The 24,967-nt window shown below is 64.1% G+C and carries 23 protein-coding genes and 1 tRNA gene; 8 read left to right on the top strand and 16 right to left on the bottom strand.

What is annotated here, in order from left to right; genetic code table 11:
* Window positions 1-10: 10 nt before the first annotated feature.
* The 10 genes from AC1VXC_RS07350 to serS form a co-directional block, all read right to left on the bottom strand.
* Window positions 11-1,441 carry a replicative DNA helicase gene (locus tag AC1VXC_RS07350; protein ID WP_303749900.1) on the bottom strand — a complete coding sequence of 477 codons (1,431 nt, stop codon included), beginning with the start codon at window positions 1,439-1,441 and terminating at the stop codon, window positions 11-13.
* Window positions 1,442-1,645: 204 nt separating this feature from the next.
* On the bottom strand, window positions 1,646-2,203 hold the full coding sequence (locus AC1VXC_RS07345) for an NADPH-dependent FMN reductase (protein ID WP_313172170.1): 558 nt from the start codon (window positions 2,201-2,203) through the stop codon (window positions 1,646-1,648).
* A 100-nt stretch (window positions 2,204-2,303) separates the two neighbouring features.
* Window positions 2,304-3,158 carry an EcsC family protein gene (locus AC1VXC_RS07340; protein ID WP_313172173.1) on the bottom strand — a complete coding sequence of 285 codons (855 nt, stop codon included), beginning with the start codon at window positions 3,156-3,158 and terminating at the stop codon, window positions 2,304-2,306.
* Between the two features lie 5 nt (window positions 3,159-3,163).
* On the bottom strand, window positions 3,164-3,739 hold the full coding sequence (orn, locus tag AC1VXC_RS07335) for an oligoribonuclease (protein ID WP_481538562.1): 576 nt from the start codon (window positions 3,737-3,739) through the stop codon (window positions 3,164-3,166).
* 91 nt (window positions 3,740-3,830) lie between these two features.
* Window positions 3,831-4,349 carry a tRNA adenosine(34) deaminase TadA gene (gene tadA, locus AC1VXC_RS07330; protein WP_481538561.1) on the bottom strand — a complete coding sequence of 173 codons (519 nt, stop codon included), beginning with the start codon at window positions 4,347-4,349 and terminating at the stop codon, window positions 3,831-3,833.
* 205 nt (window positions 4,350-4,554) lie between these two features.
* On the bottom strand, window positions 4,555-5,217 hold the full coding sequence (locus tag AC1VXC_RS07325) for a hypothetical protein (protein WP_481526780.1): 663 nt from the start codon (window positions 5,215-5,217) through the stop codon (window positions 4,555-4,557).
* A gap of 147 nt (window positions 5,218-5,364) precedes the next feature.
* The gene (locus tag AC1VXC_RS07320) at window positions 5,365-6,900 is read right to left on the bottom strand and encodes a sensor domain-containing diguanylate cyclase (protein WP_481538560.1); all 1,536 of its coding nucleotides are present in this window, start codon (window positions 6,898-6,900) and stop codon (window positions 5,365-5,367) included.
* Window positions 6,901-7,137: 237 nt separating this feature from the next.
* A tRNA-Ser gene (locus AC1VXC_RS07315) sits at window positions 7,138-7,227 on the bottom strand.
* A gap of 67 nt (window positions 7,228-7,294) precedes the next feature.
* A complete protein-coding gene (locus tag AC1VXC_RS07310; protein ID WP_282267030.1) occupies window positions 7,295-8,287 on the bottom strand; it encodes a LysR family transcriptional regulator in 993 nt (330 codons plus the stop codon).
* A gap of 743 nt (window positions 8,288-9,030) precedes the next feature.
* The gene (serS, locus tag AC1VXC_RS07305) at window positions 9,031-10,308 is read right to left on the bottom strand and encodes a serine--tRNA ligase (protein WP_313172186.1); all 1,278 of its coding nucleotides are present in this window, start codon (window positions 10,306-10,308) and stop codon (window positions 9,031-9,033) included.
* 113 nt (window positions 10,309-10,421) lie between these two features.
* Between serS and AC1VXC_RS07300 the strand changes: the two genes are divergently transcribed.
* Complete coding sequence (locus AC1VXC_RS07300) at window positions 10,422-11,069, top strand: energy transducer TonB (protein ID WP_313172188.1); 648 nt, start codon at window positions 10,422-10,424, stop codon at window positions 11,067-11,069.
* A gap of 102 nt (window positions 11,070-11,171) precedes the next feature.
* The gene (locus AC1VXC_RS07295) at window positions 11,172-11,672 is read left to right on the top strand and encodes an energy transducer TonB (protein WP_481538559.1); all 501 of its coding nucleotides are present in this window, start codon (window positions 11,172-11,174) and stop codon (window positions 11,670-11,672) included.
* On the opposite strand, the gene aroA is transcribed toward AC1VXC_RS07295, so the two are convergent.
* From aroA to AC1VXC_RS07275, 4 genes are all read right to left on the bottom strand, one after another.
* Complete coding sequence (aroA, locus tag AC1VXC_RS07290) at window positions 11,656-12,969, bottom strand: 3-phosphoshikimate 1-carboxyvinyltransferase (RefSeq protein ID WP_481538558.1); 1,314 nt, start codon at window positions 12,967-12,969, stop codon at window positions 11,656-11,658. The two genes, AC1VXC_RS07295 and aroA, sit on opposite strands and share 17 nt — an antisense overlap.
* A 153-nt stretch (window positions 12,970-13,122) precedes the next feature.
* Window positions 13,123-14,331 carry a prephenate dehydratase gene (pheA, locus tag AC1VXC_RS07285; protein ID WP_313492791.1) on the bottom strand — a complete coding sequence of 403 codons (1,209 nt, stop codon included), beginning with the start codon at window positions 14,329-14,331 and terminating at the stop codon, window positions 13,123-13,125.
* 50 nt (window positions 14,332-14,381) lie between these two features.
* The gene (gene serC, locus AC1VXC_RS07280) at window positions 14,382-15,467 is read right to left on the bottom strand and encodes a 3-phosphoserine/phosphohydroxythreonine transaminase (protein WP_481538557.1); all 1,086 of its coding nucleotides are present in this window, start codon (window positions 15,465-15,467) and stop codon (window positions 14,382-14,384) included.
* A 141-nt stretch (window positions 15,468-15,608) separates the two neighbouring features.
* Window positions 15,609-16,421: an FHA domain-containing protein gene (locus AC1VXC_RS07275; RefSeq protein ID WP_313172200.1), complete on the bottom strand. Its 813-nt coding sequence runs from the start codon at window positions 16,419-16,421 to the stop codon at window positions 15,609-15,611.
* A gap of 119 nt (window positions 16,422-16,540) precedes the next feature.
* On the opposite strand from AC1VXC_RS07275, the gene AC1VXC_RS07270 reads away from it, so the two are divergent.
* The 4 genes from AC1VXC_RS07270 to AC1VXC_RS07255 all read left to right on the top strand — a co-directional run bounded on the left by AC1VXC_RS07270 (window position 16,541) and on the right by AC1VXC_RS07255 (window position 19,535).
* Complete coding sequence (locus AC1VXC_RS07270; protein ID WP_303749885.1) at window positions 16,541-16,816, top strand: polyhydroxyalkanoic acid system family protein; 276 nt, start codon at window positions 16,541-16,543, stop codon at window positions 16,814-16,816.
* A 79-nt stretch (window positions 16,817-16,895) separates the two neighbouring features.
* Window positions 16,896-17,360 carry a phasin family protein gene (locus tag AC1VXC_RS07265; protein WP_313172203.1) on the top strand — a complete coding sequence of 155 codons (465 nt, stop codon included), beginning with the start codon at window positions 16,896-16,898 and terminating at the stop codon, window positions 17,358-17,360.
* Window positions 17,361-17,582: 222 nt separating this feature from the next.
* The gene (locus AC1VXC_RS07260) at window positions 17,583-18,413 is read left to right on the top strand and encodes a YggS family pyridoxal phosphate-dependent enzyme (protein WP_313172205.1); all 831 of its coding nucleotides are present in this window, start codon (window positions 17,583-17,585) and stop codon (window positions 18,411-18,413) included.
* 96 nt (window positions 18,414-18,509) lie between these two features.
* Window positions 18,510-19,535 carry a restriction endonuclease gene (locus AC1VXC_RS07255; protein ID WP_481538568.1) on the top strand — a complete coding sequence of 342 codons (1,026 nt, stop codon included), beginning with the start codon at window positions 18,510-18,512 and terminating at the stop codon, window positions 19,533-19,535.
* 66 nt (window positions 19,536-19,601) lie between these two features.
* Here the strand turns inward: AC1VXC_RS07255 and hutC are convergent, their stop codons facing one another.
* Together hutC and AC1VXC_RS07245 are read right to left on the bottom strand one after the other, a co-directional pair.
* The gene (hutC, locus tag AC1VXC_RS07250) at window positions 19,602-20,330 is read right to left on the bottom strand and encodes a histidine utilization repressor (protein ID WP_481538556.1); all 729 of its coding nucleotides are present in this window, start codon (window positions 20,328-20,330) and stop codon (window positions 19,602-19,604) included.
* 42 nt (window positions 20,331-20,372) lie between these two features.
* Window positions 20,373-21,737 carry a formimidoylglutamate deiminase gene (locus AC1VXC_RS07245; RefSeq protein ID WP_481538567.1) on the bottom strand — a complete coding sequence of 455 codons (1,365 nt, stop codon included), beginning with the start codon at window positions 21,735-21,737 and terminating at the stop codon, window positions 20,373-20,375.
* A 66-nt stretch (window positions 21,738-21,803) separates the two neighbouring features.
* Here AC1VXC_RS07245 and hutI point away from each other — a divergent pair, with 66 nt between their 5' ends.
* Together hutI and hutH are read left to right on the top strand one after the other, a co-directional pair.
* Window positions 21,804-23,009, top strand: coding sequence for an imidazolonepropionase (gene hutI, locus AC1VXC_RS07240; protein ID WP_481538555.1), 1,206 nt, complete (start codon window positions 21,804-21,806; stop codon window positions 23,007-23,009).
* 36 nt (window positions 23,010-23,045) lie between these two features.
* Complete coding sequence (gene hutH / locus AC1VXC_RS07235; RefSeq protein ID WP_313172214.1) at window positions 23,046-24,593, top strand: histidine ammonia-lyase; 1,548 nt, start codon at window positions 23,046-23,048, stop codon at window positions 24,591-24,593.
* The last annotated feature ends 374 nt before the right edge of the window (window positions 24,594-24,967 follow it).

Raw genomic sequence — 24,967 nt, 5'->3', positions numbered from 1 at the left:
CTGCTCCCGCTTATTCGAACGAACCCACCGAATCGTGGCTCAGGTTGTCAAAGCGGGTGTACTCACCGAAGAATTTCAGCTTGCATGAACCGGTGGGACCACCACGGTGCTTGCCGATGATGATCTCGGCCAGGCCTTTGTCCGGCGAATTTTCCTTGTTGTAGTAATCATCGCGGTAGATGAAGACGATCATGTCCGCATCCTGCTCGATAGCGCCGGATTCGCGAAGGTCAGCCATCACCGGGCGCTTGTCGGTACGGGTTTCCAGGGAGCGGTTGAGCTGCGACAGCGCGATCACTGGCACGTGCAGTTCCTTGGCCAGCCCCTTGAGCGAACGCGAGATTTCCGAGATTTCGGTCGCGCGGTTCTCACTGTTGCCCGGCACGCTCATCAGCTGCAGGTAGTCGATCACGATCAGACCAAGATCGTGCTCGCGCTTGAGCCGGCGGCACTTGGAACGCAGCACTTCGGGCGACACGCCAGGCGTATCGTCGATGAATATCTTGGTTTCCTTCAGCATGCGGATGGCGCCGGTCACGCGGCTCCAGTCTTCGTCCTCAAGCTGACCGGTACGCAGGCGCTGCGCATTGATGCGGCCGTTGGACGAGATCAGGCGCATCGCCAGCTGCGATGCGGACATTTCCATCGAGAACACCGCCACACCCTTCTTCGACTTGATCGCCGCGTATTCGGCGATGTTCAAGGCGAAGGTGGTCTTGCCCATGGCCGGACGCGCGGCCAGGATGATCAGATCGGTCGGCTGCAGGCCGGCCGTCATCGCATCGAAATCGTTGTAACCGGTCGGTAGGCCGGTGATGTTGCCGCCGTTCTCGAAGCGGTTGCGCAGTTCTTCGAAGGCGTCCTTCAGTGCGCCCGGCATCGCCACGAAGTCGGTGCGCCCGCGCGCGCCTTGTTCGGCGATTGCGAAGACCGATTTCTCGGCGGTCTGCAGCAGCTCCGAGCTGTCACGCCCTTCCGGCTGGAAGCCGTCATTGACGATGTCGGTACCGACCTGGATCAGCTGCCGCAACACCGCCTTGTCGCGCACGATCTCGGCGTAGGCGCCGATATTGGCGGCCGACGGCGTGGTACTGGCCAGTTCGATCAGATAGGCGCCGTCGCCCACCATGTCCAGCTTGCCCTGTGATTCGAACCATTCGCCCAGGGTCACCGCATCGAACGGGCGATCGCGCTCGGACAACTCGCGGATCGCGCGGTAGATCAACTGGTGATCGCGCCGGTAGAAATCCTTGTCAGTCAGTGCCTCGTTGACCCGGTCATAGGCCTCGGGTGCCAGCATCAGGCCACCCAGCACGGCCTGCTCGGCTTCTACTGAATGAGGGGGCACGCGCAAGGCGTCGATGCGCTGCTCGCTGCGATCGGAGCGGTCATTGCGGTCACCGCGGTCGCGGTCGGAACGGAAACCAGTACGGGCGGACATGAAAAGCGTTATTCCTGCAATAAGGCCGTGTGGCCATGGTAGGTGGGCATTGCCCACCGGGATACGTACAAGTCTGTGGATAACCTGTCCACAACCCAAGTCCATGGGAGCTCAGGGTTCGGCTGGCATACAGAAACAGGCACCCGGCGCCGTTGCAGCACCGGATGCGGATTATCGCATGTGTGGCACCCGCCTCGCGGGGCCTCAGGCCTGGCGTTGGCGCTCGATCCAGGCCAGGAACTTGTCGACAAAGCCCTGCAGGAACTGGCGGGTGCCGTCGTTGCTGATGCTGCCATCGGCCTCGATCAAACCTTCCTTGAAGTGCAGGAAAGCCTCCGGCTGCGGCATCACCGCCAGGTCGACGAATACCAGCACATTGCGCAGATGCTGCTGGGCCAGCGCACTGCCGATGGCACCAATGGAGGCGCCGACCACCGCCGCCGGTTTGCCGGCAAAGGCGTTGTCACCGTACGGGCGCGAGGCAGTATCGATGGCGTTCTTCAGCACGCCGGGAATCGAACGGTTGTATTCAGGAGTGACGAACAGCACCGCATCGGCGGCACGCACCTGATTCTTCATGCGCGTACCCTGCGCCGGGAACTGGCTATCGTGATCCTGGTTGTACAGCGGTATGTCACCGATCTGTATGTAGTCGAACTTGACGCGGTCGCCGGCCAGCTTCTCCAACGCAAGTGCCAGCCGCCGATTGATGGATTCCTTGCGCAGACTGCCGACGAAAACCGCGATCTTGTACTGGCTCATGACCACCTCGCTCCGTAGGAAGGACACAGGCTAGCCAGAATGGGCTTCGCAACAGGTGAAGGCAACGCCCTGACAGACTACCCGCGCAGGGAAGGCAGCATCAAAGACGCAGGCGGCCGGTAATCCCGCCGTAGGCCAGCCTCACGGTATCGAAACCATACTTCGACTCCAGCCGCTTGATGATGAAATGTCCGCGGGCCATGTCCTGGTAGTAAGCAGTGAACATGGTGTTCAAGGTGGCACCAGCCACCGCGCCGATCACCGGCACTGCTTGGGCAACAAATTTCTCCGAGACCACCACACCGAAGCGGGCGGCGATCTTCTCCACGATCCTGGCCAGCCACTTGCCGGCCTCCTTCGGGCCCAGGCCCAGCAGTACACCGTGACTGCCACTGATCGCGGTACCAGCCAACTCCGCCGAAAGATGACGCATCACCTCGGTGGTGAAGCCGCGTGCCAGGTAATAGCCGGTCTCGCTGGCATCGTCCTGGCCGGAGTTGCCACCCAACGCGAACACTTCCAGACAGGCCTGGCGGGTCGCCATCTCGCTCAGATCAAAACCTTCACTGCGGGCAACATCGGCGACCGCGCGCATGATGATGGTGGTCGACAGCGGCAGTTCGATCGCCAGCGCGGGCAGCCCACCTGCCCCGCCCAGCGCACCGGACGCAGCCGCCGCCAGCTTGTGCAGGCGCGGCGAGGCCGGCTTGCCGGGCTGCTTGTTGTCCATGGTCCACAACGCCGTCTGCGCAGCCTTGTACAGGGCCGCCTCGGTGACGCCCTGGATCCGCGAGGACACCGCTGTCGGCAGCTTGCGCACGGCAAATTCCAGTGGTCCACCAATCAGGTTGGCCATCCTGGCGGTGAGCGTGGGCGACTCCAGCAAGCCCACGGCACGTTCCAGATCGGCCAGATCCTGCGCGTTGTCTTGCAGACGCAGAGCAAGCCCGGTCATCTGATTCAGCCTGCTTCCGGCAAGCCCGCCAGTACGCCCATGAACTGCCGGTAATGGCGCAGCTCGGCGATGGAGTCCTGCACATCACTGAGCGCGGTATGGCTGGAAGTCTTGCTCACCCCTGCGGCTACGGCCGGCGACCAGCGCTTGGCCAGCTCCTTGATCGTGGACACGTCCAGGTTGCGGTAATGGAAATACTTCTCCAACCGCGGCATCTGCCGGTGCAGGAAGCGGCGATCCTGGCAGATCGAGTTGCCACACATCGGCGAGGCACCGGCCTTGATCCAGTCCTGCAGGAAGGCAATGGTCCTGGCTTCGGCCTGGCCCATGCTGGTGCTACTGTCCAGCACCCGCTGCCACAAGCCTGAACGCTGGTGCTGGTTGCGGTTCCACTCATCCATCGCTTCCAGCGTGGCCAGGGAATGGTTGATGGCGAACTCCGGGCCCTCGGCCAGCACATTGAGTTGACCATCGGTGACGACGGTGGCGATCTCGATGATGGAATCGTTGTCCGTATCCAGACCGGTCATTTCCAGGTCAATCCAGATCAACCGATCGTTGCCTGCGCTGTTGTCCGCCATGTGCTGCCTCATGCTTGGGGCCGACGGTCAATCGCCGAACGGCCGGAATATCGAAGCGCACATGATACCCCTGCCCAAGGTAGGGGTTGCGTCAAAGGTCGTCGGGTGTCAGCAACGGGCGTCCACGCTTGGCCCGGAAGTAATTGCTCAGTCGCAGGCTGGCCTCCTGTGCCAGCACCCCACCCTGCACCTGCACGCGGTGGTTATGGCGCGGATCGGTAAGCAGATCGAACACACTGCCACAGGCACCGGTCTTGGGATCGGTGGCGGCATACACCACCCGCGCGATGCGTGCGTGCACCAGCGCCATCGCGCACATCGCGCAGGGCTCCAGCGTCACGTACAAGGTGCTGCCGACCAGCCGATGGTTTCCCAGGGCCTTGCCGGCCTGGCGCATGGCCACGATCTCGGCATGGGCGCTGGGATCATGGTGGGCGATATTGAGGTTCCAGCCCTCACCCAGCAGCGCGCCATCGGCACCAACCAGAACCGCACCCACCGGAATCTCATCGAACTCGCGCTGCGCGCGGTCAGCCAAGGCCAAGGCGTGCCGCATCCAATGCGTGTCGACTGCCGCTTCGGTATCTGCGTTGGCGGGACCTTCCGTCATTGCCGGCTACCGGAGACAACCCACCCGCGCCCGGGACAAGCCTGGGCCAGCACCTGTACCGCAGCAGACACGCTGCACGCCTCAGAAAACATGGATACAACTCCGACAACCAGGGCCAAGCCCGACCCGGTCATTTTACGTCAAGCCACGCTCGCCACGTCCTGCAGCCGCCCGCACCCTGATAGGGAACGGGGTCTCCCGCGCCTTACTGCGCGGTTGCCGCAGCTCCCTCGGGCATGCCGGTGGCCGCATCCGCGGCAAGCGAGTAGACATAACTTTCGTCATAAAGCCGTACTTCCAGCTTGTCACGCCCGCGCCGCTCGACCGCATAGATGCTGCCCTCCCAGTTGCCGCCCAGGGCGGTCATGGGGTCGATCTCCCCCAGCCTGCTGGCATCGATGCGCAACACCACCTTGTCCTTTTCATAGGACGGCAGTACCGAACTGAAAAACGTCGCGTGCTGGCCAGAGGTTATCGCCCCATACGAACTGGAGCTCGGGTGCGCCACGAGGAAGGCGAAGCTCTTGCTGAAATCGATGCCGGACAGATCAATCGGCGCTTCATCCCTGCGTCCTGCTGGATACGCGCGCATCGCCTCGACTGCATCCGCGCTTGCAATAGGAAAGAACTCGATGTCGCTGTAGCCCGGCAGCGAAGCCTGGCCTTCGGCGGCAAAGCCCGTGCCCTGCAGCAGGGTCGACAGCGCCTGGGTACTGCTCAGCATCGGCCGCGTACTCACCTGGAACTTGCTGCTGGCCTCCAGCTCTGCCGCCTTGCCGGTGAGTGACAGATTTCCCTCCTGGTCACAGCCAGCCAGCAGCAGCGAGAAAATGCCGGCTACGATCAAACCAAGAAAAGACCTTTGCATGCGGTACGTCCTGTACGAAGCTGCTGCTCTCGCAGCGGGTCTGCAATCATGCAAGCAGTTCTCTTGCTTGTATGTAGGTAAACACCTACCGGCAGCCTTGACGCCATCTGCGTCGAGTCGCAGATGACGCAGACCGCGCCCGCCGGGTCAGACGTGGAAGCGGGCACCCGCCTCGCGCTGATGCACCGAGACCCGATTCCTGCCGCCACGCTTGGATGCATACAGCATCTCATCGGCCGCCTTGAGCACCGCTTCGATTTCGAAACTGCTCTGTGGCCAGTTGGCCACACCCAGTGAGATCGTGATCGTACCCACCCTGGCGATCTGCATTTCCGCAACCGCCACACGCAGCCGTTCGGCCACCTGCGCTGCCGTTGCCAGCGTGGTGGATGGCAGCAGGATCAGGAACTCCTCGCCACCGACGCGCAACGGCACGTCGTAGGCGCGACAGGCTTCGCGCATGCGCTGGGCGAGCTGCTGCAACACGACGTCGCCTGCATCATGGCCATGGGTGTCGTTGATCAACTTGAAGTGATCAATATCGATCGAGATGACCGAGAACGTGCTGGCCTGGCTCTCGAAGTTCGCCAACGCCTCATCCAGTCGGCGCCGGTTGCCCAGCTTGGTCAAGGGGTCCGTGGTGGTGTCCTCGCGCAGCTTGCTGAAGCTCTTGTGGATCGCGTCAATGCCGATCAACAGGGCCTTCTTGAGTTCACGCGACTCGAAGTACCAGGATTTGACCGAGCGGATGTCCTTGGCCGAAGACGGATCCTCCATCTTGCGGGCGCCATCGGCCAGCAAGCGCAGCGGGCGCGAGATCAACCGCGCACTCCACAGTATCAGGACCAAGGTCAGGATCGTTGCCGGCAACGCACGGTACAAGGTGCCCTGCATCAGCTGGGTCAACGGCGCAAGCGTGGCCGCCTCGGGACGTTGGGCAACGATGCCCCACCCCGTCGATGCAACCGGCGCGTAGCCGGCCAGCATTTTCACGCCTTGCGAATTGACCGTGGGCCCCTTCCCCGCCACGCCAGTGGCGACGCGGTCGACGACGACGTTCTTCTCCACGAAGTCACCGATCCGGTCCGGATTCGGGTGATAGATGATGCGCTTCTGCTGGTCGACCACGAACAGGTAGGAGCCATCAACATAGAAATGCTGGCCGAGCAGGCGGTCGAGGATGTTTTCCTTCTGCAGGTAGATCGCGCCGCCCACCGCGCCGAGATAGCGGCCCGATGCGGAAATTATCGGGTGGTTGATGAAAACGATGAAGTTGCCGGTTGCCGATTGGTAGGGCGCGCTGATCAGCGGCCGCTTCTCGCGCAATGCAGTCTTCACCGCTTCGCTGCCCAATACCCGACCCTGCAGCCCCAGGGTTTCGGGCGAGGTTGCCAATACCTTGCCACCTGCGTCGAAGATGGTGATGGAGTTGAAGCTCTTGCTCATCATGCGCAGGCGCGCGGCTTCCTCCTCCAGCTTGGATACATCGTCCATTTTCAGCGCGAGCAGTTGCGCGGTATAGGCCAGCTGCAACTGCGACGCCTGCAGGAAGTCTTCCGTGCTCTTGGCCAGCTTGTTGGCGTAGGCATAGTTGCCATCCAGGGTGGTGTCCACCAATTGCTGGCGCTGCACCGTATAGCTGGCATAGAACGTATTGGCGAACGGCACCAGTGCTCCGATCAAGGTGAGCACCAGAATGAGTTTTCGTAAATCCATGGATCTAGACGCGGACGCTGGAAGGTAGTGCCGCGACAAGCCCATGCATGCCCGGGCGCGCAGCTCCCCCAAGCAGTGTCCATTTTACCAGCGGAACTGTCCTGGATGTCCGCCACCGGTGTCATTGCAACGCGGATGCCCGCGCCGTATCCGCCCCTCATAAACGCAGAGAAGCCGCTGTTTCCAGCGGCTTCTCCATATGTCTGGCGGGCAAAGTGGGATTCGAACCCACGGAAGGTTTGACCCTTCGCCGGTTTTCAAGACCGGTGCCTTAAACCGCTCGGCCATCTGCCCGTAACGTGCAACCACCCCGGATAGCGTTCCGGGGCGGGCATTCTCGCATGCTTGCGTGCTTTTTTGTTCAACCGGCTTCGATTGCCAACGATCCCGCCATCGAAGCGCGGATCTTCTCCTTGGCCCGCTCGCAGGCGCCCCCACAATGCAGGCGCGAGGCCTCCAGTTCGGTCGGCAGGTGCTCTGCAAGGAAGTCGATGAATACCCGCACCGCCGGCAACAATCCGCGCCGCGAGGCAAACACCGCGTGGCAGATGCCTTGCGGCAGTGACCAGTCCGGCAGCACCACTTCCAGTTCACCGTTGCGTACGGCCTCTGCGCAGACGGTTTCCGGCAGCATCGTGATACCGAAGCCGTCCTTGACCATCGCCTGCAGCAGCGGGAAGTCAAACCCGGCCACTCGCGGCTGCAGTTCGACCCGGCGCACTTCCCCGCCCGGCCCATGCAGCTCCCAGCGCTGGCGGGCCTCGTCCTCGCTGATGCTCAGGGTGACGTGATTGCCCAGGTCTTCCGGCGAGGCCGGGCGCCCTGCCCGATCCAGATACGCGGGGCTGGCCACCAGCAACTCCTGTACCTGGCCAAAGCTGCGCATGACCAGGCTGCCGTCATCATCCAGGCGCGAACGTACCCGCAAGGCCACGTCATAGCCTTCGTTGATGATGTCCACGCGACGGTTGCTGATGTTCAGCTGCAGCCGCACTTTCGGGTACTGCTCGAGGAACTTCGGCAACAGCTTGGGTAGCTGCATCTGTGCCAGCGACACCGGCACGCTGGCGCGCACCAGCCCACGCGGCTCGGCACTGAGCCGGTCCACCACTTCGCGCGCGGCCTGGGCCTCGGCCAACATCGTCTGCGCATGCCGATGCACGCTCATGCCCACGTCGGTGACCGCGAAACGGCGCGTCGAGCGCTGCAGCAGGCGCACACCGAGGTCTGTCTCAAGCTGGCTGATGCGCCGGCTGAGACGTGATTTCGGTATGCCCAGCGCACGCTCGGCAGCAGCAAAACCGCCGTGGTCGACCACCATGGCGAAGTAGTAGAGGTCGTTGAGGTCCTGCATGGATTGAGCCCACTATTGGAACGAACCGCTAAATTTAATCACCTTTGTCCTGTATTTACAAATCAGACCCCAAACAGTCCTGATTGAGGTTTCAGCATGCCGGGGGCGAAGCACTGCAGACGCCCATTCATGTTTAGAGGGCGCAGCGTCAAGGAACGGCGCGCTTTTGTAGGAGCGGCGTCAGCCGCGAAGCTGGCAAGCCTTGCGGCCCGGATATGCCTCGCCATTCAAGTGTTCCCGGCTTTGCGGTTTACACCGCTCCCACAAGGACCTAAAAACCCTGTCGGCACGGCCGCTGAAGCGTTATCGGGCAGGCATCTGCCGAGCATGGCTCGGCACTACCCAATGCCAGGCTGCCTGCCTTTGTGGGAGCGGCTTGCGCGGCAAAGCCCGGAATCCTTGCGATCGCGGGCATTTCTGCAATTCCGGCCTATCGAGCTTCGCGGTTTACACAGCTCACACAAGGATCAAAGACTTTGTGCGAGCCGGCGCCGAAGCGTTGTCGGACAGGCATCTGCCGAGCATGGCTCGGCACTACCAAATTCGGGGCCGCTTGTTTTTGTGGGAGCGGCGTCCGCCGCGAAGCTCACAATCGTTGCGATTGCCGACCGTTTTGCAAATTCAACGAACCCGGCTTCGCGGTTTACACCGCTCCCACACCGATCAAAGACCGTGCGGGCACGGGCGCCGAAGCGTTATCGGGCAGGCCGCTGCCGAGCATGGCTCGGCACTACCGTCTGGGGTCAGGCAATGGTTTCGGCACCGCCCATGTAGGGGCGCAGTACTTCCGGGATCGTGATCGAGCCATCGGCGTTCTGGTAGTTCTCCATCACCGCGATCATCGCCCGGCCTACCGCCACGCCCGAACCATTGAGGGTGTGCACCAGCTCCGGCTTGCCGGCGGGATTGCGCCAGCGCGCCTGCATCCGACGCGCCTGGAAATCACCGCAATTCGAGCAGGACGAGATCTCGCGGTAGGTCTGCTGCGACGGCAGCCATACCTCCAGGTCATAGGTCTTGATCGCCGAAAAGCCCATGTCGCCGGTGCACAGCAGCACCTTGCGGTAAGGCAGGCCCAGCTTCTGCAGCACGGCTTCGGCGCACGCGGTCATGCGCTCATGCTCGGCAGCGCTGTCCTCGGCAGCACACACGCTGACCAGCTCAACCTTCTCGAACTGATGCTGGCGAATCATGCCGCGCACGTCGCGGCCACCGCTGCCGGCCTCGGAGCGGAAGCACATCGAATGCGCGGTCATGCGCAGCGGCAGACGCTCGGCGTCGATGATCTCGTCGCGGACGATATTGGTCAGCGGCACTTCCGAAGTCGGGATCAGATAGCGGGTGGATTCGCCCAACGCGGTCTTGAACAGGTCTTCCTCGAACTTGGGCAACTGACCGGTGCCGCGCAGCGAGTCGGCGTTGACCAGCACCGGCACATTGGTTTCCTCGTAACCGTGCTCGTTGCTGTGCAGATTGAGCATGAACTGGCCCAGGGCACGGTGCAGACGCGCGATCGAGCCGCGCAACACGGTGAAACGTGCGCCGGACAGCTTGGCGGCGGTTTCCGCGTCCAGGCCATTGTTGCGGGCCCCCAGCTCCACGTGGTCGAGCACCGGGAAGTCGAATTCGCGCGGGGTACCCCAGCGCAGTTGCTCGACATTGTCATTCTCGTCCTTGCCGGCCGGAACATCGGCGGCAGGCAGGTTCGGGATGCCCATCGACAGGGTTTCGATCTGCTCGCGCAGTACATCGAGCTGGGCCTCGGAGCTCTTCAGCTCATCGGCGAAGGCAGCCACTTCGGCCATGATCGCCGACACGTCCTCGCCCTTGGCCTTGGCATGGCCAATCGACTTGGAACGGCTGTTGCGCAGGCTCTGCAGTTCCTGGGTGCGCACCTGGATGCGCTTGCGGTCAGCCTCCAGCGACTCGAAGGCGGCCACATCCAGAACGTAACCGCGCGTACTGCGCAGGCGTTCGGCAAGTTCGGCGGGCTGCTGGCGAAGAAGGGCTGGATCAAGCATGGCTGGGCACTGTGTACGGGTGTGGATATTGGATTATCGCGCGAACTGCAGCTTTCTGCCGCGCGATTCACCTTTCCTGTGCAAGAATCGGCGGGTTCCATACGGTCAAGGCCATGTCCGCTCCAAGCTCCCGCTCCGACCAGAACTTCACGTTTCACCTGCCCCGCAGCAGCCTGAAGATCGCTGGCATCGCCTTTGGCGTCGGTGTTCTGCTGTTCCTGGTGGTCTGGCTCAATGCCCGTCGCCACAACGAGTTCTATCGCGCCGATCCGGCCCAGCCACAGGCCAGCAACGCCGTGTTGGCGCCCTTGCCGGCACCCTTGCCCGCAGGTGCCGGCGCCAGCGACATGCCCGATGCGCGCCCGGAAACGGTGGAGGAAACCCCGGAGCTGGTCGAGGCCGCGCCCGCCCCACCACCGCAGCCCATCGCTGAGACTGCGCCGGTCGATCCGGCACCCGCCGCGCCGGTCGCGCCCGCACCCAGTGACCAGCCAGTGCCACTGCCTGGCCAAAGCCCGGCGCCGGACTATCCGCCGGCAGCCCTGCGCCGCGGCGAAAGCGGTACGGTAATTGTTCACGTGGACGTGGACGCCAATGGCGTGCCCCTGGATGTCCGCGTGATCCAGCGCAGTGGCTCTCGCGACCTTGACCGGGCTGCCCAGGAAGCCGTGCGCAACTGGCGTTTCCAGCCGGCACAGAGCAATGGCCAGCCAATGCAGGGCAGCCTGGAAATCCCCTTCGATTTCAAACCGGCGCCGTAAGCTGAACCCCGGCTCCCCAAGGGGGCCGGTTTCCGCCCAAAGTCATTCGCCGTTTGGGAGTGCGGGACCAGACTTGTTGCGTAGTCGCTACGCAGAGCCCACATGTCGATGTCCAGCATCCCCCATCAACACAGCACGAGCCACCCTCATACACCGGCACGCCCGCACGGCATTGCTGTGGCATGGCTGTGGGGCCTGCTGGCGCTGCTGGTGGTGACTGTCTTTGCCGTGCTCGGGTACCGCCACCTGCAGACTCCAGTGGCTGCCAGCCCGGTTTCCATCACCACTGCCGATACCACTTCGGTGGTCAGCATCGCGGGCAATCGTGATGCCGAACCGCTGGCCAACAATCCGACCCCGGATTATCCGGCCGCCGCGCTCAGTGCCGACATCGAAGGCGATGTGATCGTACGTCTGCAGGTGGATGCCGACGGCCGGGTCAGCCAAGCCACCGTGATCGGACATGAAGGCGGCATTGACCCCGCCCTGGATCAGGCCGCCATTGCCGCGCTACAGCAATGGCGCTTCCAGCCCGCGATGCGGGATGGCCGCGCCATCAACAGCGTCGTGCAGGTCCCTGTGGAGTTCAGGACCGGACGCTGAGCCCGAAGCCGGCGCCACTGGCCAGGCTGTCAAAGCCCGGGAACGATGTCGCCACGTTGGCGACATCATTGATGCGTACTTCACCGGTGCTGAGCTGGCCGGCAATGGCAAAAGCCATCGAGATACGGTGATCGCCGTGGCTCTCGATGGTGCCGCTGCCCAGCGGACCACCGAAGATGGTCGCACCATCATCGGTCTCGTCCACGCGCAGGCCCAGGTCACGCAGGCCCGTGGCCATCGCCGCGAGACGGTCTGACTCCTTCACCCTCAGCTCGGCTGCGCCGCGCACCACAGTCTGGCCTTCGGCGGCGGCGGCGGCGACGAACAGCGCCGGAAACTCGTCGATCATGTCAGGCACCAGCCCTTCCGGAATCTCCGCGCCCTTGAGCTGGGCATAGCGCACGACCAGATCTGCGACCTGCTCGCCACCGTGCTCGGCATGGTTCTCCTCGGTGATGTCCGCGCCCATCAGGCGCAGTGCAGCCAGCAGGCCGGTGCGGCGCGGATTCAGGCCGACCGAACGCAAACGCACTTCCGAGCCGGGAATGATGCTGGCGGCAACGATGAAGAACGCCGAGGACGAGAAGTCCGCCGGTACCGAAATATCGGTCGCACGCAGGCGCTGGCCGCCGCGCAGGCGTGCCTTGCCCGGTTCGAACTCGATCTCCACGCCGAATGCGCGCAGCATGCGCTCGGTGTAATCGCGGGTTGGATGCGGCTCGACCACTGATGTCTCGCCTTGCGCATACAGGCCAGCCAGCAGCACCGCCGACTTGACCTGCGCACTGGCCACTGGCAATTCGTAATCGATGCCGTGCAGTGTCTGCCCGCCGTGGATGTGCAGCGGCGGCGTGCCATCGTCCTGGGTATCGATGCGCGCACCCATCTGTGCCAAGGGCCCGGTCACCCGACGCATCGGCCGCTTGGACAAGGACGCATCACCAACCAGCGTAGTGTCGAAGGGCTGCGCGGCCAGCAGGCCGGCCAGCAGCCGCATGCCGGTGCCGGCGTTACCGCAATCCAGCTCGCCGGTTGGTGCCTTCAGGCCATCCACGCCCACGCCATGGACGATCCGTTGCGAGGCTGACGGCGTTTCGAATCGCACGCCCATCTGTTCGAAAATGTGGGCGGTGGCGCGGGTGTCCTCGCCTTCCAGAAAACCATCGATATGCGAAACGCCATCGGCCAGCGCGGCGAACATCACCGAGCGGTGCGATACCGACTTGTCGCCGGGAATGGCGAGCGTGCCCTGCAGGGCGGAACCTTTGCGTGCAATCCAGTAGGGCTGGGAACTCATGCGGTCTCTCTAGTATTCAGTGCGCCAGGGGCGCGTCAGCAAACCCTTCTCCCTCCGGGAGAAGGTGCCCGAAGGGCGGATGAGGGTGCGGGAGCACATGGCTGCCCTGCCCTCACCCCAACCCCTCTCCCGCAGGGAGAGGGGCCTTGTCACTCACGGCACGGCGACCGGGTAGGAACCGAGCACCTTGATCTGCGCCGAGTGCGACTTCAGCTCGGCCAATGCGGCCTGCATCGATTCGTCTTCGATATGACCTGCCAGATCGATGAAGAAACCGTATTCCCACTTGGCCTGGTGCGAGGGTCGCGACTCGATGCGGTTCATGCTGATGCCATGGCGTGCGAACGGGCTGAGCACGTCGAACAGCGCGCCGGGCTTGTCGTGGATGAAGACCAGTACCGAGGTACGGTCGTGGCCCGACGACGGGAACAGCTGGCGACCGATCACCAGGAAGCGTGTGGTGTTGTCCGCGTCGTTCTGGATCGGCTTGGTGACCACCTTCTTCAGGCCATAGACGTGCCCTGCACTCTCGCCGCCGATGGCCGCCGCGTCTTCCGCATTGCGAGCACGGCGCGCGCCTTCGGAGTTGCTGGACACCGGCACCTTCTCGGTCTTGGGCAGATTGGCGCGCAACCATGCCGAGGTCTGCATGAAGGCCTGCGGATGCGCGTAGATTCGCTCGATGTCTTCAATGCGGCCGGTGCGTGACAGCAGGTACTGCTGCACGCGCAGCTCGACTTCGCCGCAGATCTTGAGGTTGGAGGTCAGGAACATGTCCAGGGTGATCTGGATCGTGCCCTGCCCGGAGTTCTCCACCGGCACGACGCCGAAATCGGCGTTGCCGTTTTCCACTTCCTGGAAGATCTCTTCGATATTGGCCAAAGGCAAGCCCAGCGCCGAACGACCAAAGTGCTTGTGTGCGGCCTGCTGGGTGAACGAGCCTTCCGGGCCGAGGTAGCCGATCTTCAGCGGCTCCTGCTGGGCCAGACAGGCCGACATGATCTCGCGGTAGACATGCACCAGCACTTCGTCACTGAGCGGGCCTTCGTTGCGGTCCACCACCATGCGCAGCACCTGTGCTTCGCGCTCCGGGCGGTAGTAGTCAACGGCTGCCGCCAGCTTGCCCTTGGCCTTGCCGACCTGATGGGCGAAGTTGGCCCGCTCGGCAATCAAGGCCTGGATGCTGCGGTCGATCTGGTCGATCTTGGCGCGCACATCCGACAGTACCGGCTTGGCGACGGTGAGGGTGTCGGTGGCGGCTTTCTTGCTGGCGACAGTCTTCTTCACCGCAGCCTGCCTGGTCGGTGCTTTCTTGGCGGCAGGTTGGGCTTTACTGGCGGTCTTGCTTGGCTTGGTCGCCATGGAATCGTCTACCTGTTACTGGCCGGCGCGGCGCGCACGGCGGGATTGGTTCAACCGTTACGCTGCTGGAAATCACGCATGAATGCTGCCAGCGACTGTGCGCCTTCCAGCGGCATGGCGTTGTACAGCGAGGCGCGGATGCCGCCGACTGCCTTGTGGCCCTTCAGCGCCAGCAAGCCGGCTGCCTTGGACTCGCTGACAAAACGCGCATTGAGTTCTTCGCTGGGCAGGAAGAACGGGATGTTCATCCGCGAACGTACGGCCGCGGCTACTTCGTTGCGGTAAAAGCCGCCGGAACCGTCAATGGCCTCATAGACCGCCGACGACTTGGCAACGCTGAGCCTGGCGAAGGCTTCGACACCGCCCTGGGCCAGCATCCACTTGAACATCAGCCCGGCCAGGTACCAGTTCCAGGTCGGCGGTGTGTTCAACATCGAGTCGCGCGCGACATGCGAACGGTAATCGAAGATATCCGCGCGCGGCTGGCCGGCGCGTTCCAGCAGGTCGCGGCGGATGATGACAACGGCGATGCCCACCGGGCCAAGGTTCTTCTGCGCACCTGCGTAGATCACGCCATAGCGCGACACGTCAATCGGCTCGGAGGCAATGGACGAGCTGAAATCGGCGATCAGCGGCACCTCGCCCACATCCGGCACATCACGGAACTCGATGCCGTGGATGGTTTCGTTGGCGGTGATATGCACATAGGCCGCATCGTCAGATAGCTGCCACTGCGAACGCGCCGGGATATCCCGATAACCACTGGCCTCACCGCTGGCGGCGATGTTGACGTCGACATAGGGCTGGGCCTGCTTGACCGCGGTCTTGCCCCAGTGGCCACTGACCACGTAGTCCACGCGTTGGCCCGGGCTGGCGAAGTTCAGCGGCAGCAGCGCCTGCTGGGTGGTGGCACCGCCCCCCAGGAACAGCACCGCGTAATCGTCAGGAATGCCGATCAGGCGCCGCAGGTCGGCTTCGGCCTCGGCGGCCACGGCCATGAAGTCGGCGCTGCGGTGGCTTATCTCGACAATGGACGCGCCTACGCCATTCCATTCCAACATCTCCGCCTGCGCCTGGCGCAGGACCGATTCCGGCAATGTCGCAGGGCCGGCACTGAAATTGAATGCGCGCGTCATGTCACACCTGTTGAGCAGAATCCCTAGTATGCCGCAGCGCAACAGCCTTGGGCCAGTTGGGAAAAGTTGCATCTGCACCCATTCTGCGCGTGCAGCTTCCCCGGCCCATGCGTGAGATTTCAGTACGACAGGTGCCGCTAGTCAGCGGGCGCCGAACAGCAACAACGCGCTTATCGCCGCCCCCAGCAACAAGGCGCTGAGCAACAGCCAGGGCCAACGCCGGGGCAGACGGGGTTTTGCCGGCGCCAACGTGGAGGGTTTGACCGCCACCGGCTCTTCATCATCTTCGACTGCGATGGCCGCATTGGCGGCAACCGGGCCCAGCGGAATTTCCAGCACAAAGCGATGGTTGCCTTCGAAAACCACCTGGTCACCCGCCTGCAACCAGCAATGCCGGGCATTTACGCCATTGACCAGGCTACCTTCGGCCGACCCCAGGTCGCGCAGCAGGACCTTGTCGCCATGCCGCTCGAAACGGGCATGCCGTTCGGCGAAGGCCGGCTCGTCGATCAGGATGTCACTCGCCGGATCGCTACCAACCAGGCGCGGCTTGTCCAGGGTGAAGCTGCGCCCGTGGTGGCGCCCCCCCACCCCGCGCAGCAGCGCCCGCAGATCTTCGCCGCCATCGCCGGGCGCCTCGGGCGGATGCGGGACCTGCTCGCATTCCCCGCGCAGCAGCATCTCCGTACCGTCGGCGTAGACCGAATCACCGGCGCGCAGCAATGCCATCCGCCGCACCGGCCGGCCATTGACGTGAATGCCGCGGCCACCGCTGGCAACCTGGAGCCAGACGCCGCGCTGATCGGTGCAGAACTGCGCCAACAGCAAGGGGCCGACGCTGCCATCACCGAGCCGGATTTGACCCGACGCGTGGCGCACGATGCGCTGGACCCCCGGCATCAATGACTGATCCGGCTGCTGACGATTGCTGAAATGGACTTGCAGAGTGCGCACCGGCAGCAGACTAGCAGGTCATCCGGTCATGCAGAAGGTGTACGTGAGACTTGGACTACGCCGCTCAGGTCCGCACAATGGCGCATCTTTCCCACATACAGCAGTACAGGCCGCACGCCATGTCCACCATTGATATCCAGCACGCCCACTCCCTGTCCGACGACAAGGCCCGCACCGCCATTGCCGAAGTCGCCGAAAAGCTGCAGGAACGCTTCGACGTGGTTACCCGCTGGGACGGCCCGGTGCTGCACTTCAACCGTTCCGGCGTGGACGGTGCCATCGAGCTGTTGCCGGGTGCTGTGCGGGTCAAGGCCGAACTGGGCTTCCTGCTCTCGGCAATGAAAGGCATGGTGGAATCCGAAATTCAACGCGTGCTGACTGACAAGCTCGGCTGAGCCGGCGCCGTCACACAACTCAGGCCGCCAAGCCGTTACGGTGTGGCTGAACTCTTCAACCCCGCATAGGAGCATCGTCATGACCACCTACGAGCAACGCCCGGAAGACGAAGACGACAGCGCCGGCACGCAAGGCCAGGCCGAGCGTTTGACCAGGAAGGTGACCGAATCGGCACAGCAGGTGTGGCTGGCCGGCCTGGGCGCACTGTCGCGGGCGCAGGCCGAGGGCAGCAAACTGTTCGACACCCTGGTCAAGGAAGGCCAGGACAGCGAAGCCCGTTCCCGCGAACAGTCGCGCAACGGCGAAAGCCTGCGCGACACCGTCGAGAACACCCTGGGGCAGGCCCGGGAGCGCGCCGCCGATACCTGGGACAAGGTCGAAAAGTCGTTTGAAGACCGCGTACACAGCGTGCTGCGACGCATGGACATCCCCTCGCGTTCCGATATCGAGGCCCTGAACGACCGCCTGGACGCCCTCAACCGCCGTCTTACCCGGGCTGAGAGCCGCGCCGCACACGACGGGCAGCAAGCTGAAGATCAGTGATGTTGCAAAGCAACATTGCTTGCGCAAGAATCAACTCACCCGCCAGCAGTACCGCGCCGTAAGTCTCCCTCCCCTCACGGCATCGGATGGCGGGTTTTTCATGCCTGCGATTCGTCACGGCAGCCAGATTCCGGGGCCAGGCACCGCCAGCAAGCGATAATCTGTGGCTTACCGCTCCGCCCGCGCAGCATCGGGCGGTGGCCGCAATCGCTGGAGTCAAGCATGCAAACCCCGCGCCCCGACACGGCCCCCGGCAGCACCGTCGGCACCCAGACCCGTCACGCCCTGCACGGCCGCTACCCGCGTGCCGAAAGCGTGGATGACTTCCGCCATAATCTTGCCTTGGTCCGCGAGCGGATGGCCGTGGCCTGCCAGCGCGTGGGCCGGGCCGCGGACAGCGTACGCCTGCTGCCGGTCAGCAAAACCATCGACGAAGCCCATATCCGCCTGGCCTATCAGGCCGGCTGCCGCATGCTTGGCGAAAACAAGGTGCAGGAAGCCCATCACAAATGGGAGGCGATGCAGGACCTGACCGATCTGCACTGGTCGGTCATCGGCCACCTGCAGACCAACAAGGCCAAACTGGTGGCCCGTTTTGCCGACGAATTCCAGGCCTTGGACAGCCTGCGCCTGGCCGAAACGCTGGACCGCCGCCTGCAGGCAGAAGGCCGTTCATTGGACGTCTTCGTGCAGGTAAACACGTCCAATGAGGCCAGCAAGTATGGATTGCTGCCCGAGGCGGTTGCCGGGTTCCTGCAGGCCCTGCCGCGCTCGGGCGCATTGCGCGTGCGCGGCCTGATGACCTTGGCCATGTTCTCCGCCGAGCCGCAGCAGGTGCGCGCCTGCTTCGTCCGCCTGCGGGAACTGCGTGAACGCCTGCGCCAGGACGCCCCGGCCGGCATCGGCCTGGATGAGCTGTCGATGGGCATGTCAGGAGACTTCGAGATCGCCATCGAGGAAGGCGCGACCGTGGTTCGAGTCGGCCAGGCCATCTTTGGCGCACGCGCGGTGCCCGACAGCCATTATTGGCCGGCCCCTCGGTCCACGGACTGATTCGGCAACAGCGTACAAAAAAGGCGAAGTCAGCCAGCTCTTACGGTCGTCAGGGAAGATAGACTGGGCCCCTTCTCTAGGCTTTCGGGTATGTCGATGTTCTCGTGGATTCTGGCCCTGTTGCTTGCATTGCTCTTGTGGGGCCTGGCGTCGGCATACCTGTGGTTGGTCGCCCGCCGTCAAACCGAGCGCCAGCATGGCCTGGCCGCACTGGCTGGCATGCGCTGGCGTGAGTTTTCGCGCATCGTGCACCAGGCCATGGCCGAACAGCGCAACCTGCATCCACTGACCGATGACGACGAGAACGATCGTGGCACCAGCAGCGACTTCCTGCTGCAACGGGACGGCCAGCGCTGGCTGGTGTCATGCAAGCATGGCCGCGCTTACCGCTTCGATGCCAGTGCGATCCATGAGTTGGCGTCGGCCATCAGCCTTACCGGCGCCGTGGGTGGCCTGCTGATCACCGAAGGCCATGTTGAACGCGACGGTCTGGTCGAAGCGGAGAAGCAATCGATCGAGGTCATCGACGCGCGGCAGTTGTGGCCACTGCTCAAGCCCTATATGCCGGCCGAGGCACGCGAGACCGTGACCGGCATCGCGCGACGCGAAGCGGTTCGCCACACCGGCATCGCGGGCCTGGCGGCGATCACCCTGGGCCTGCTGGTCGGCATGGGGTATATGACCCTGCGCGGCGACAGCCCTGCGCCCGAATCCATCGCTGTCGCTCCCCGCCCTGCTGCCCGCGACACCGCACCCGACCCCGTCAGCGCGCCTGTGACCCCGGCCACCAGTGAAAAAGCCGAAGCCAGCAAGCCAGCAGCACCGGCACCGGCAAACACCTCCAACCCCAGCGATCTCGTGCAGGACCCGGATGCCGCCACGCTGCTGCGTTATCAGCAATCCGTGTCCAAGGCCCTGGCCAGTACGGCGGGCGTGGTCAGTGGCATCTGGCTGACCCGTTCCACCCTGTCGGTTGAGCGCAGCGGCGACGATGCCCAGGTATGGCCCCTGATCTGCCAGCAGCTGCAGCGCTACCCGGCCTTGCGCACCACCCGCGTGCAGCTCAATCCGCGCCCAGGCGTGGACGAGCCGGTACGCTGGCGGCAGTGCAGCACCATCTAGATCTGGAGTTCAGCAGCGTCCAGCCAGGCCATCGACCTGGCTGGAGATTGCATCGAACGGATTGAATCAGCGTGCGCCCGGCGCGAAGCGGGCAATCAGGTCGTAGGCATCGCCAAGGAACATCTGCCGCACCCAGGTGATCGGCAGCTCGCCGCGCCAGGTCTGGCGGTCGATGACCAGGCAGGCCGTGCCCACCGGTACTTTCAGCAATGCAGCTTCGTCGGCGGTCGCGGCCACCGCGCTGATACGGTGCTGGCCGCGTGTCCATGACACGTTCTGCAGCAGCCAGCTGCCCGGCGCGTGGATGGTGAAATCCACCTTCAGGGTTTCCGGCACGGCTTCGGGATTGATCAACCTGCGCTCCAACGCCAGCGGCTTGCCGTCGGCCAGGTGCAGGCAGCGCATCGCCAGCAACTTGCCGTCACCTACCAGCTGCAGCTCTTCGGCCGAGTTTTCCCTGGCCTTGCGGTGCGCGCGTTCAAGCAGCTGGAAGCCGTATTCGTGGCCGCGGTCAGTGACCGCCACCTCGATGTCGGGGATCTCCAGCGCCACCTGTTCCAGATGGGGCGGCTGCCGCGCCACGAAGGAGCCGGCGCGTCGGCGGCGTTCGATCATGCCGCTCTCGGCCAGCGCGGTCAGCACCTTGTTCACCGTCATCCGCGAGCAGCCGTACTGTTCCATCAGCTCGTGTTCGAACGGGATACGGAAGCCAGGCTCCCATTCGCCGCTGAGGATGCGGCCTTCGATGTCACTGCGGATGCGGTGATTGAGGGTGGGAGCTTTCTTGCCCTTCACTCGGGTTTCCTGAAAGAAGCGGTGCCTGGCCGATAACCGACCTTAGCCCAGTATCCGTGCGAGCGCGGCACGGTAACGCGCGCTGATCGCATCGCGGTTCACGTGGCGGCCATCGCGGACCAAGGCCCGACCATTGCGCCAGACGCTGCGAAGGGCGCCATTACGTGCGGCGAACAGCCAACTGTCAAGCAAGGCGTCGCCCTTGCGGCCCAGCAAGGCCGGGTGCTCGTCGTCCAGTTCCAGCAGATCGGCAGCGGCGCCCACCTCCAGTCCGAACGGCACGCCCAGGGCCTGCGCCCCGCCCTCGCCCGCCTGCTGGTACAGCCAGCGGCCACTGGACAGATCGCCGGGGGAGAGCACGTTGCGGCCGCGCAGCTGCAGGCGCTGGCCATATTCAAGCAGGCGCAGCTCTTCTGCCACGTCGATCAGCACGTTGGAGTCGGAGCCAACGCCGAAGCGTCCGCCAAGCTGTATGAAGTCACGCATCGGGAACAGGCCATCGCCCAGGTTGGCTTCGGTGATCGGGCACAGCCCAACCACCGCACCGCTGTCCGCCATCAACCGCACTTCATCGCTGTTGACGTGGGTCGCGTGCACCAGACACCACCGCGCATCCACCGCTGCGTTGGCGTACAGCCATTCGACCGGCCGTTGCCCACTCCAGGCCAGACAGGCATCCACCTCGCGGGTCTGCTCGGCGATATGGATATGGATTGGACCCGGCGCCAATGCAACCAGCGCCTGCAGTTGCTGCGGAGTGCTGGCGCGCAGGCTGTGCGGGGCCAGCCCCAGAACCGCATCGGGCGTGTCTGCCAGTGCCCGCTTGCAGCCATCCAGCAAGTCCGCAAAGCCGTCGATGTCGTGCAGAAAGCGTCGCTGTGCCGGGGTCGGCGCGGCACCGCCAAAATCGCTGTGTGCGTAGAACACCGGCAGCAGGGTCAGGCCCAGCCCGGTGTCGTCGGCTGCTGCGGCAACGCGTACCGACATTTCGGCATGGTCGGCGTAGCGGCTGCCGGTCTCGGTGTGATGCAAGTAGTGGAACTCACCGACCCGGGTGAAACCGCTTTCCAGCATTTCCATATAGGCCTGCGCAGCGATGGCCTGGAAGGTATCCGGATCCAGGCGATCCAGGAACCGGTACATCAGCTCACGCCAGCTCCAGAAACTGTCGCCCGAACGTCCGCCCACCTCGGTGAGCCCGGCCATCGCGCGCTGGAACGCGTGGCTGTGCAGATTACCCAGGCCCGGCACCACCACGCCCAGCCGTTGCGACTGGCCATCCCAGGGCGCACCCGCAGCCACCGCGGTGATGCGGCCAGCGTTGCAGTCGATGCGCACATTCTGCGCCCACCCCTGCGGCAACAAGGCCTGGGCAGCATGGAAGCGGACAGATGGGGTCGGCTTGATCGTTGTCACTGGACACTCTCCGATGGTCGCCGTTATTGTATATACAAATAGGCATGGAGAGGGACAATGCGCTGCGACACGCTCTGGCACAACGCCAACCTGATGACCCTGGACGACGCCTCGGGCGGACTGGGCAGCATCCGCGACGGCGTGGTCGCCGCCCGCGATGGTCGCATCCTGCATGTCGGACCTGCCGCGGAAGCACCCGCATTTGAGGCCGATAACCGCGTCGACTGCAACGGCCGCTGGATCAGCCCCGGCCTGATCGACTGCCATACCCACCTGGTCTATGCCGGCAACCGCGCCGGTGAGTTCGAGCACCGCCTGCAGGGCGTGAGCTATGCGCAGATCGCCAAGGCCGGTGGTGGCATCGTTTCCACGGTCAGCGCCACCCGCCAGGCAGATGACGCGGCGTTGATCAGCGCCAGCCTGCCCCGGTTGGATGCAATGCTGGCCGAAGGCATCACCACCATCGAGATCAAATCCGGCTATGGCCTGACCCTGGCCGACGAACGCAAGCAGCTGCGGGTGGCGCGCGAACTGGGAACACTGCGCAAGGTGGAGATCGTGCCGACCTTCCTGGGTGCGCATGCAGTGCCGCCGGGCCACGAGGCACAGGCCTATATCAACGAAGTCTGCGCAGTGATGATTCCGGCCATCGCCGCCGAAAGTCTGGCCGAAGCGGTCGATATCTTCTGCGAGAACATCGCGTTCTCGCCGGCGCAGGCACAACAGGTGTTCGAGGCGGCCAAGCAGCACGGTCTGGCAATCAAGATCCACGCCGAGCAGCTGTCCAACCAACACGGTGCAGAGCTGGCAGCGCACAACGGCGCATTGTCCGCCGACCATATCGAACACCTGGACGAAGCCGGCATCGCCGCGATGCGCGCGGCAGGCACCGTTGCCGTACTGCTGCCTGGCGCCTATTACTTCACCCGCGAGACGGTGCTGCCGCCGATCCAGGGCCTGCGTGACGCCGGCGTACCGATGGCGTTGGCAACTGACTGCAATCCCGGCACCTCACCACTGACCAGTCCACTGCTGACGATGAACATGGGCGCCACCTTGTTCCGCATGACCGTGGACGAGTGCATCGCCGGCTTCACCCGTGAAGCCGCACGCGCACTGGGCCGCGCCAACCGCGTCGGCAAGCTGGCCGCCGGCATGGACTGCGACCTCGCCATCTGGGACATCGATGCACCCGCCGACCTGGTTTACCGGATCGGCTTCAATCCTTTGCATGCCCGCGTCTGGCGCGGGCAGATCGTCTGAACCTCGCACCTTGAACCTCGCACTGCTGGAGCACGCATGAGCACTACCTTGACCCTCCTCCCCGGCCACGTCCCGCTGGCGCAATGGCGGCAGATCTATCGCGGCGCCAACGTGCGTCTGGACGAATCCGCCCAGGCCGCAGTGCTGCGCAGCGCGCAGGTGGTGGACGCCATCGTCGCCAAGGGCGAGCCGGTGTATGGCATCAACACCGGCTTCGGCAAGCTGGCCAGCGTTCGCATCGAACGCGAAGACCTGGAAACCCTGCAGCGCAATATCGTGCTGTCGCACGCCGCCGGTGTAGGCGAGCCGATGCCGGTCGATGTCGTGCGGTTGATGATGGCGCTGAAGCTGACCAGTCTTGCGCAAGGCGCCTCGGGTATCCGCCCGCAGACCTTGGCGCTGCTGGAAGCAATGCTGCAGAAGGACGTGGTGCCGGTTGTGCCTTGCCAGGGTTCGGTTGGCGCCTCTGGCGATCTGGCACCGTTGTCGCATCTGGCCAGCGTGATGATTGGTGTCGGTGAAGCGTTTGTCGGCGGTGCTCGCATGTCAGCCGAGGCAGCCTTCAAGCAGGCCGGTCTGCAGCCGTTGGTACTTGGCGCGAAGGAAGGTCTTGCGCTGCTCAATGGCACCCAGTACTCGACCGCTTACGCACTGGCCGGCCTGTTCGAGATCGAAGTGGTTTTCCAGGCCGCGCTGGTTACCGGTGCGTTGTCGGTGGAAGCCGCCAAGGGCTCGGATACCCCGTTTGACCCGCGCATCCACAGCATCCGTGGCCAGCGCGGCCAGATCGCCACTGCCGCGGTTTTGCGCGAGTTGATGCAAGGTTCGGCGATCCGTGAATCGCATCGCGACAACGACGTGCGCGTGCAGGACCCTTACTGCCTGCGCTGCCAGCCGCAGGTAATGGGCGCGGCGTTGGACGTGATGCGCCAGGCGGCAGCCACCCTGGAAATCGAGGCCAATGGTGTCTCCGACAACCCGCTGGTGTTCACCGACACCGGTGAAGCACTGAGCGGCGGCAACTTCCACGCCGAGCCAGTGGCATTCGCAGCGGACATGCTGGCGATGGCGATCTGCGAGATCGGCTCGATCAGCGAACGTCGCACCGCCATGCTGGTGGACCCGGCACTGTCCGGCCTGCCGGCCTTCCTGACCCCGAAGCCGGGCCTGAACTCGGGCTTCATGATCCCGCAGGTGACCGCGGCAGCATTGGTCTCGGAGAACAAGCAGCGCGCCTACCCGGCCAGTGTCGACTCGATCCCGACCTCGGCCAACCAGGAAGATCATGTATCGATGGCGGCGCATGGTGCGCGTCGTTTGATCGCCATGGCCGAGAACGCCGCCAACGTCATTGGTATCGAACTGCTTGCCGCAGGCCAGGGCTGTGATTTCCATGCGCCGCTGCGTTCGAGTCCGGCGTTGGAGCGGGTGCGTTCGACCTTGCGCGCGCAGGTACCGACCTTGGTGGACGACCGTTACTTCCACCCGGACATGGTTGCTGCGACTGCATTGGTGCGCGCTGCTGCGTTGACGGCTGGCTTGGGTGTGCAGTTGCCGGGTGTTGATGTGACTGACAAGGCCTGATTGAAGCGCATGCAGAGCTGGCCGAAAGCCGTGTTGCCATTCCGTCTCCCGCCTGCGGGCGAAGGTGGCGCGCAGTGCCAGATGAGGGGAGCTTTTCGGCTTCACCGCGAAGAGCGCCCTCACCTGCCCTCCGGGCATCCTCTCCCGCTTGCGGGAGAGGCGATAGCCAGCAACGCTGCAATCTGCCAGGCCAGGCACAGTTCACCGCGAGCTGCGATGCAAGCCCTTCTCCCGCCTGCAGGCGAAGGTGGCGCGCAGTGCCGGATGAGGGGAGCTTTTCGGCTTCACCGCGAAGAGCGCCCTCACCTGCCCTCCGGGCATCCTCTCCCGCTTGCGGGAGAGGCGATAGCCAGCAACGCTGCAATCTGCCAGGC

The organism is Stenotrophomonas sp. STEN033 (assembly GCF_056856655.1).
Note: the sequence above shows the minus strand (reverse complement) of the source record. Positions and strands in the feature narration are given on the sequence as shown.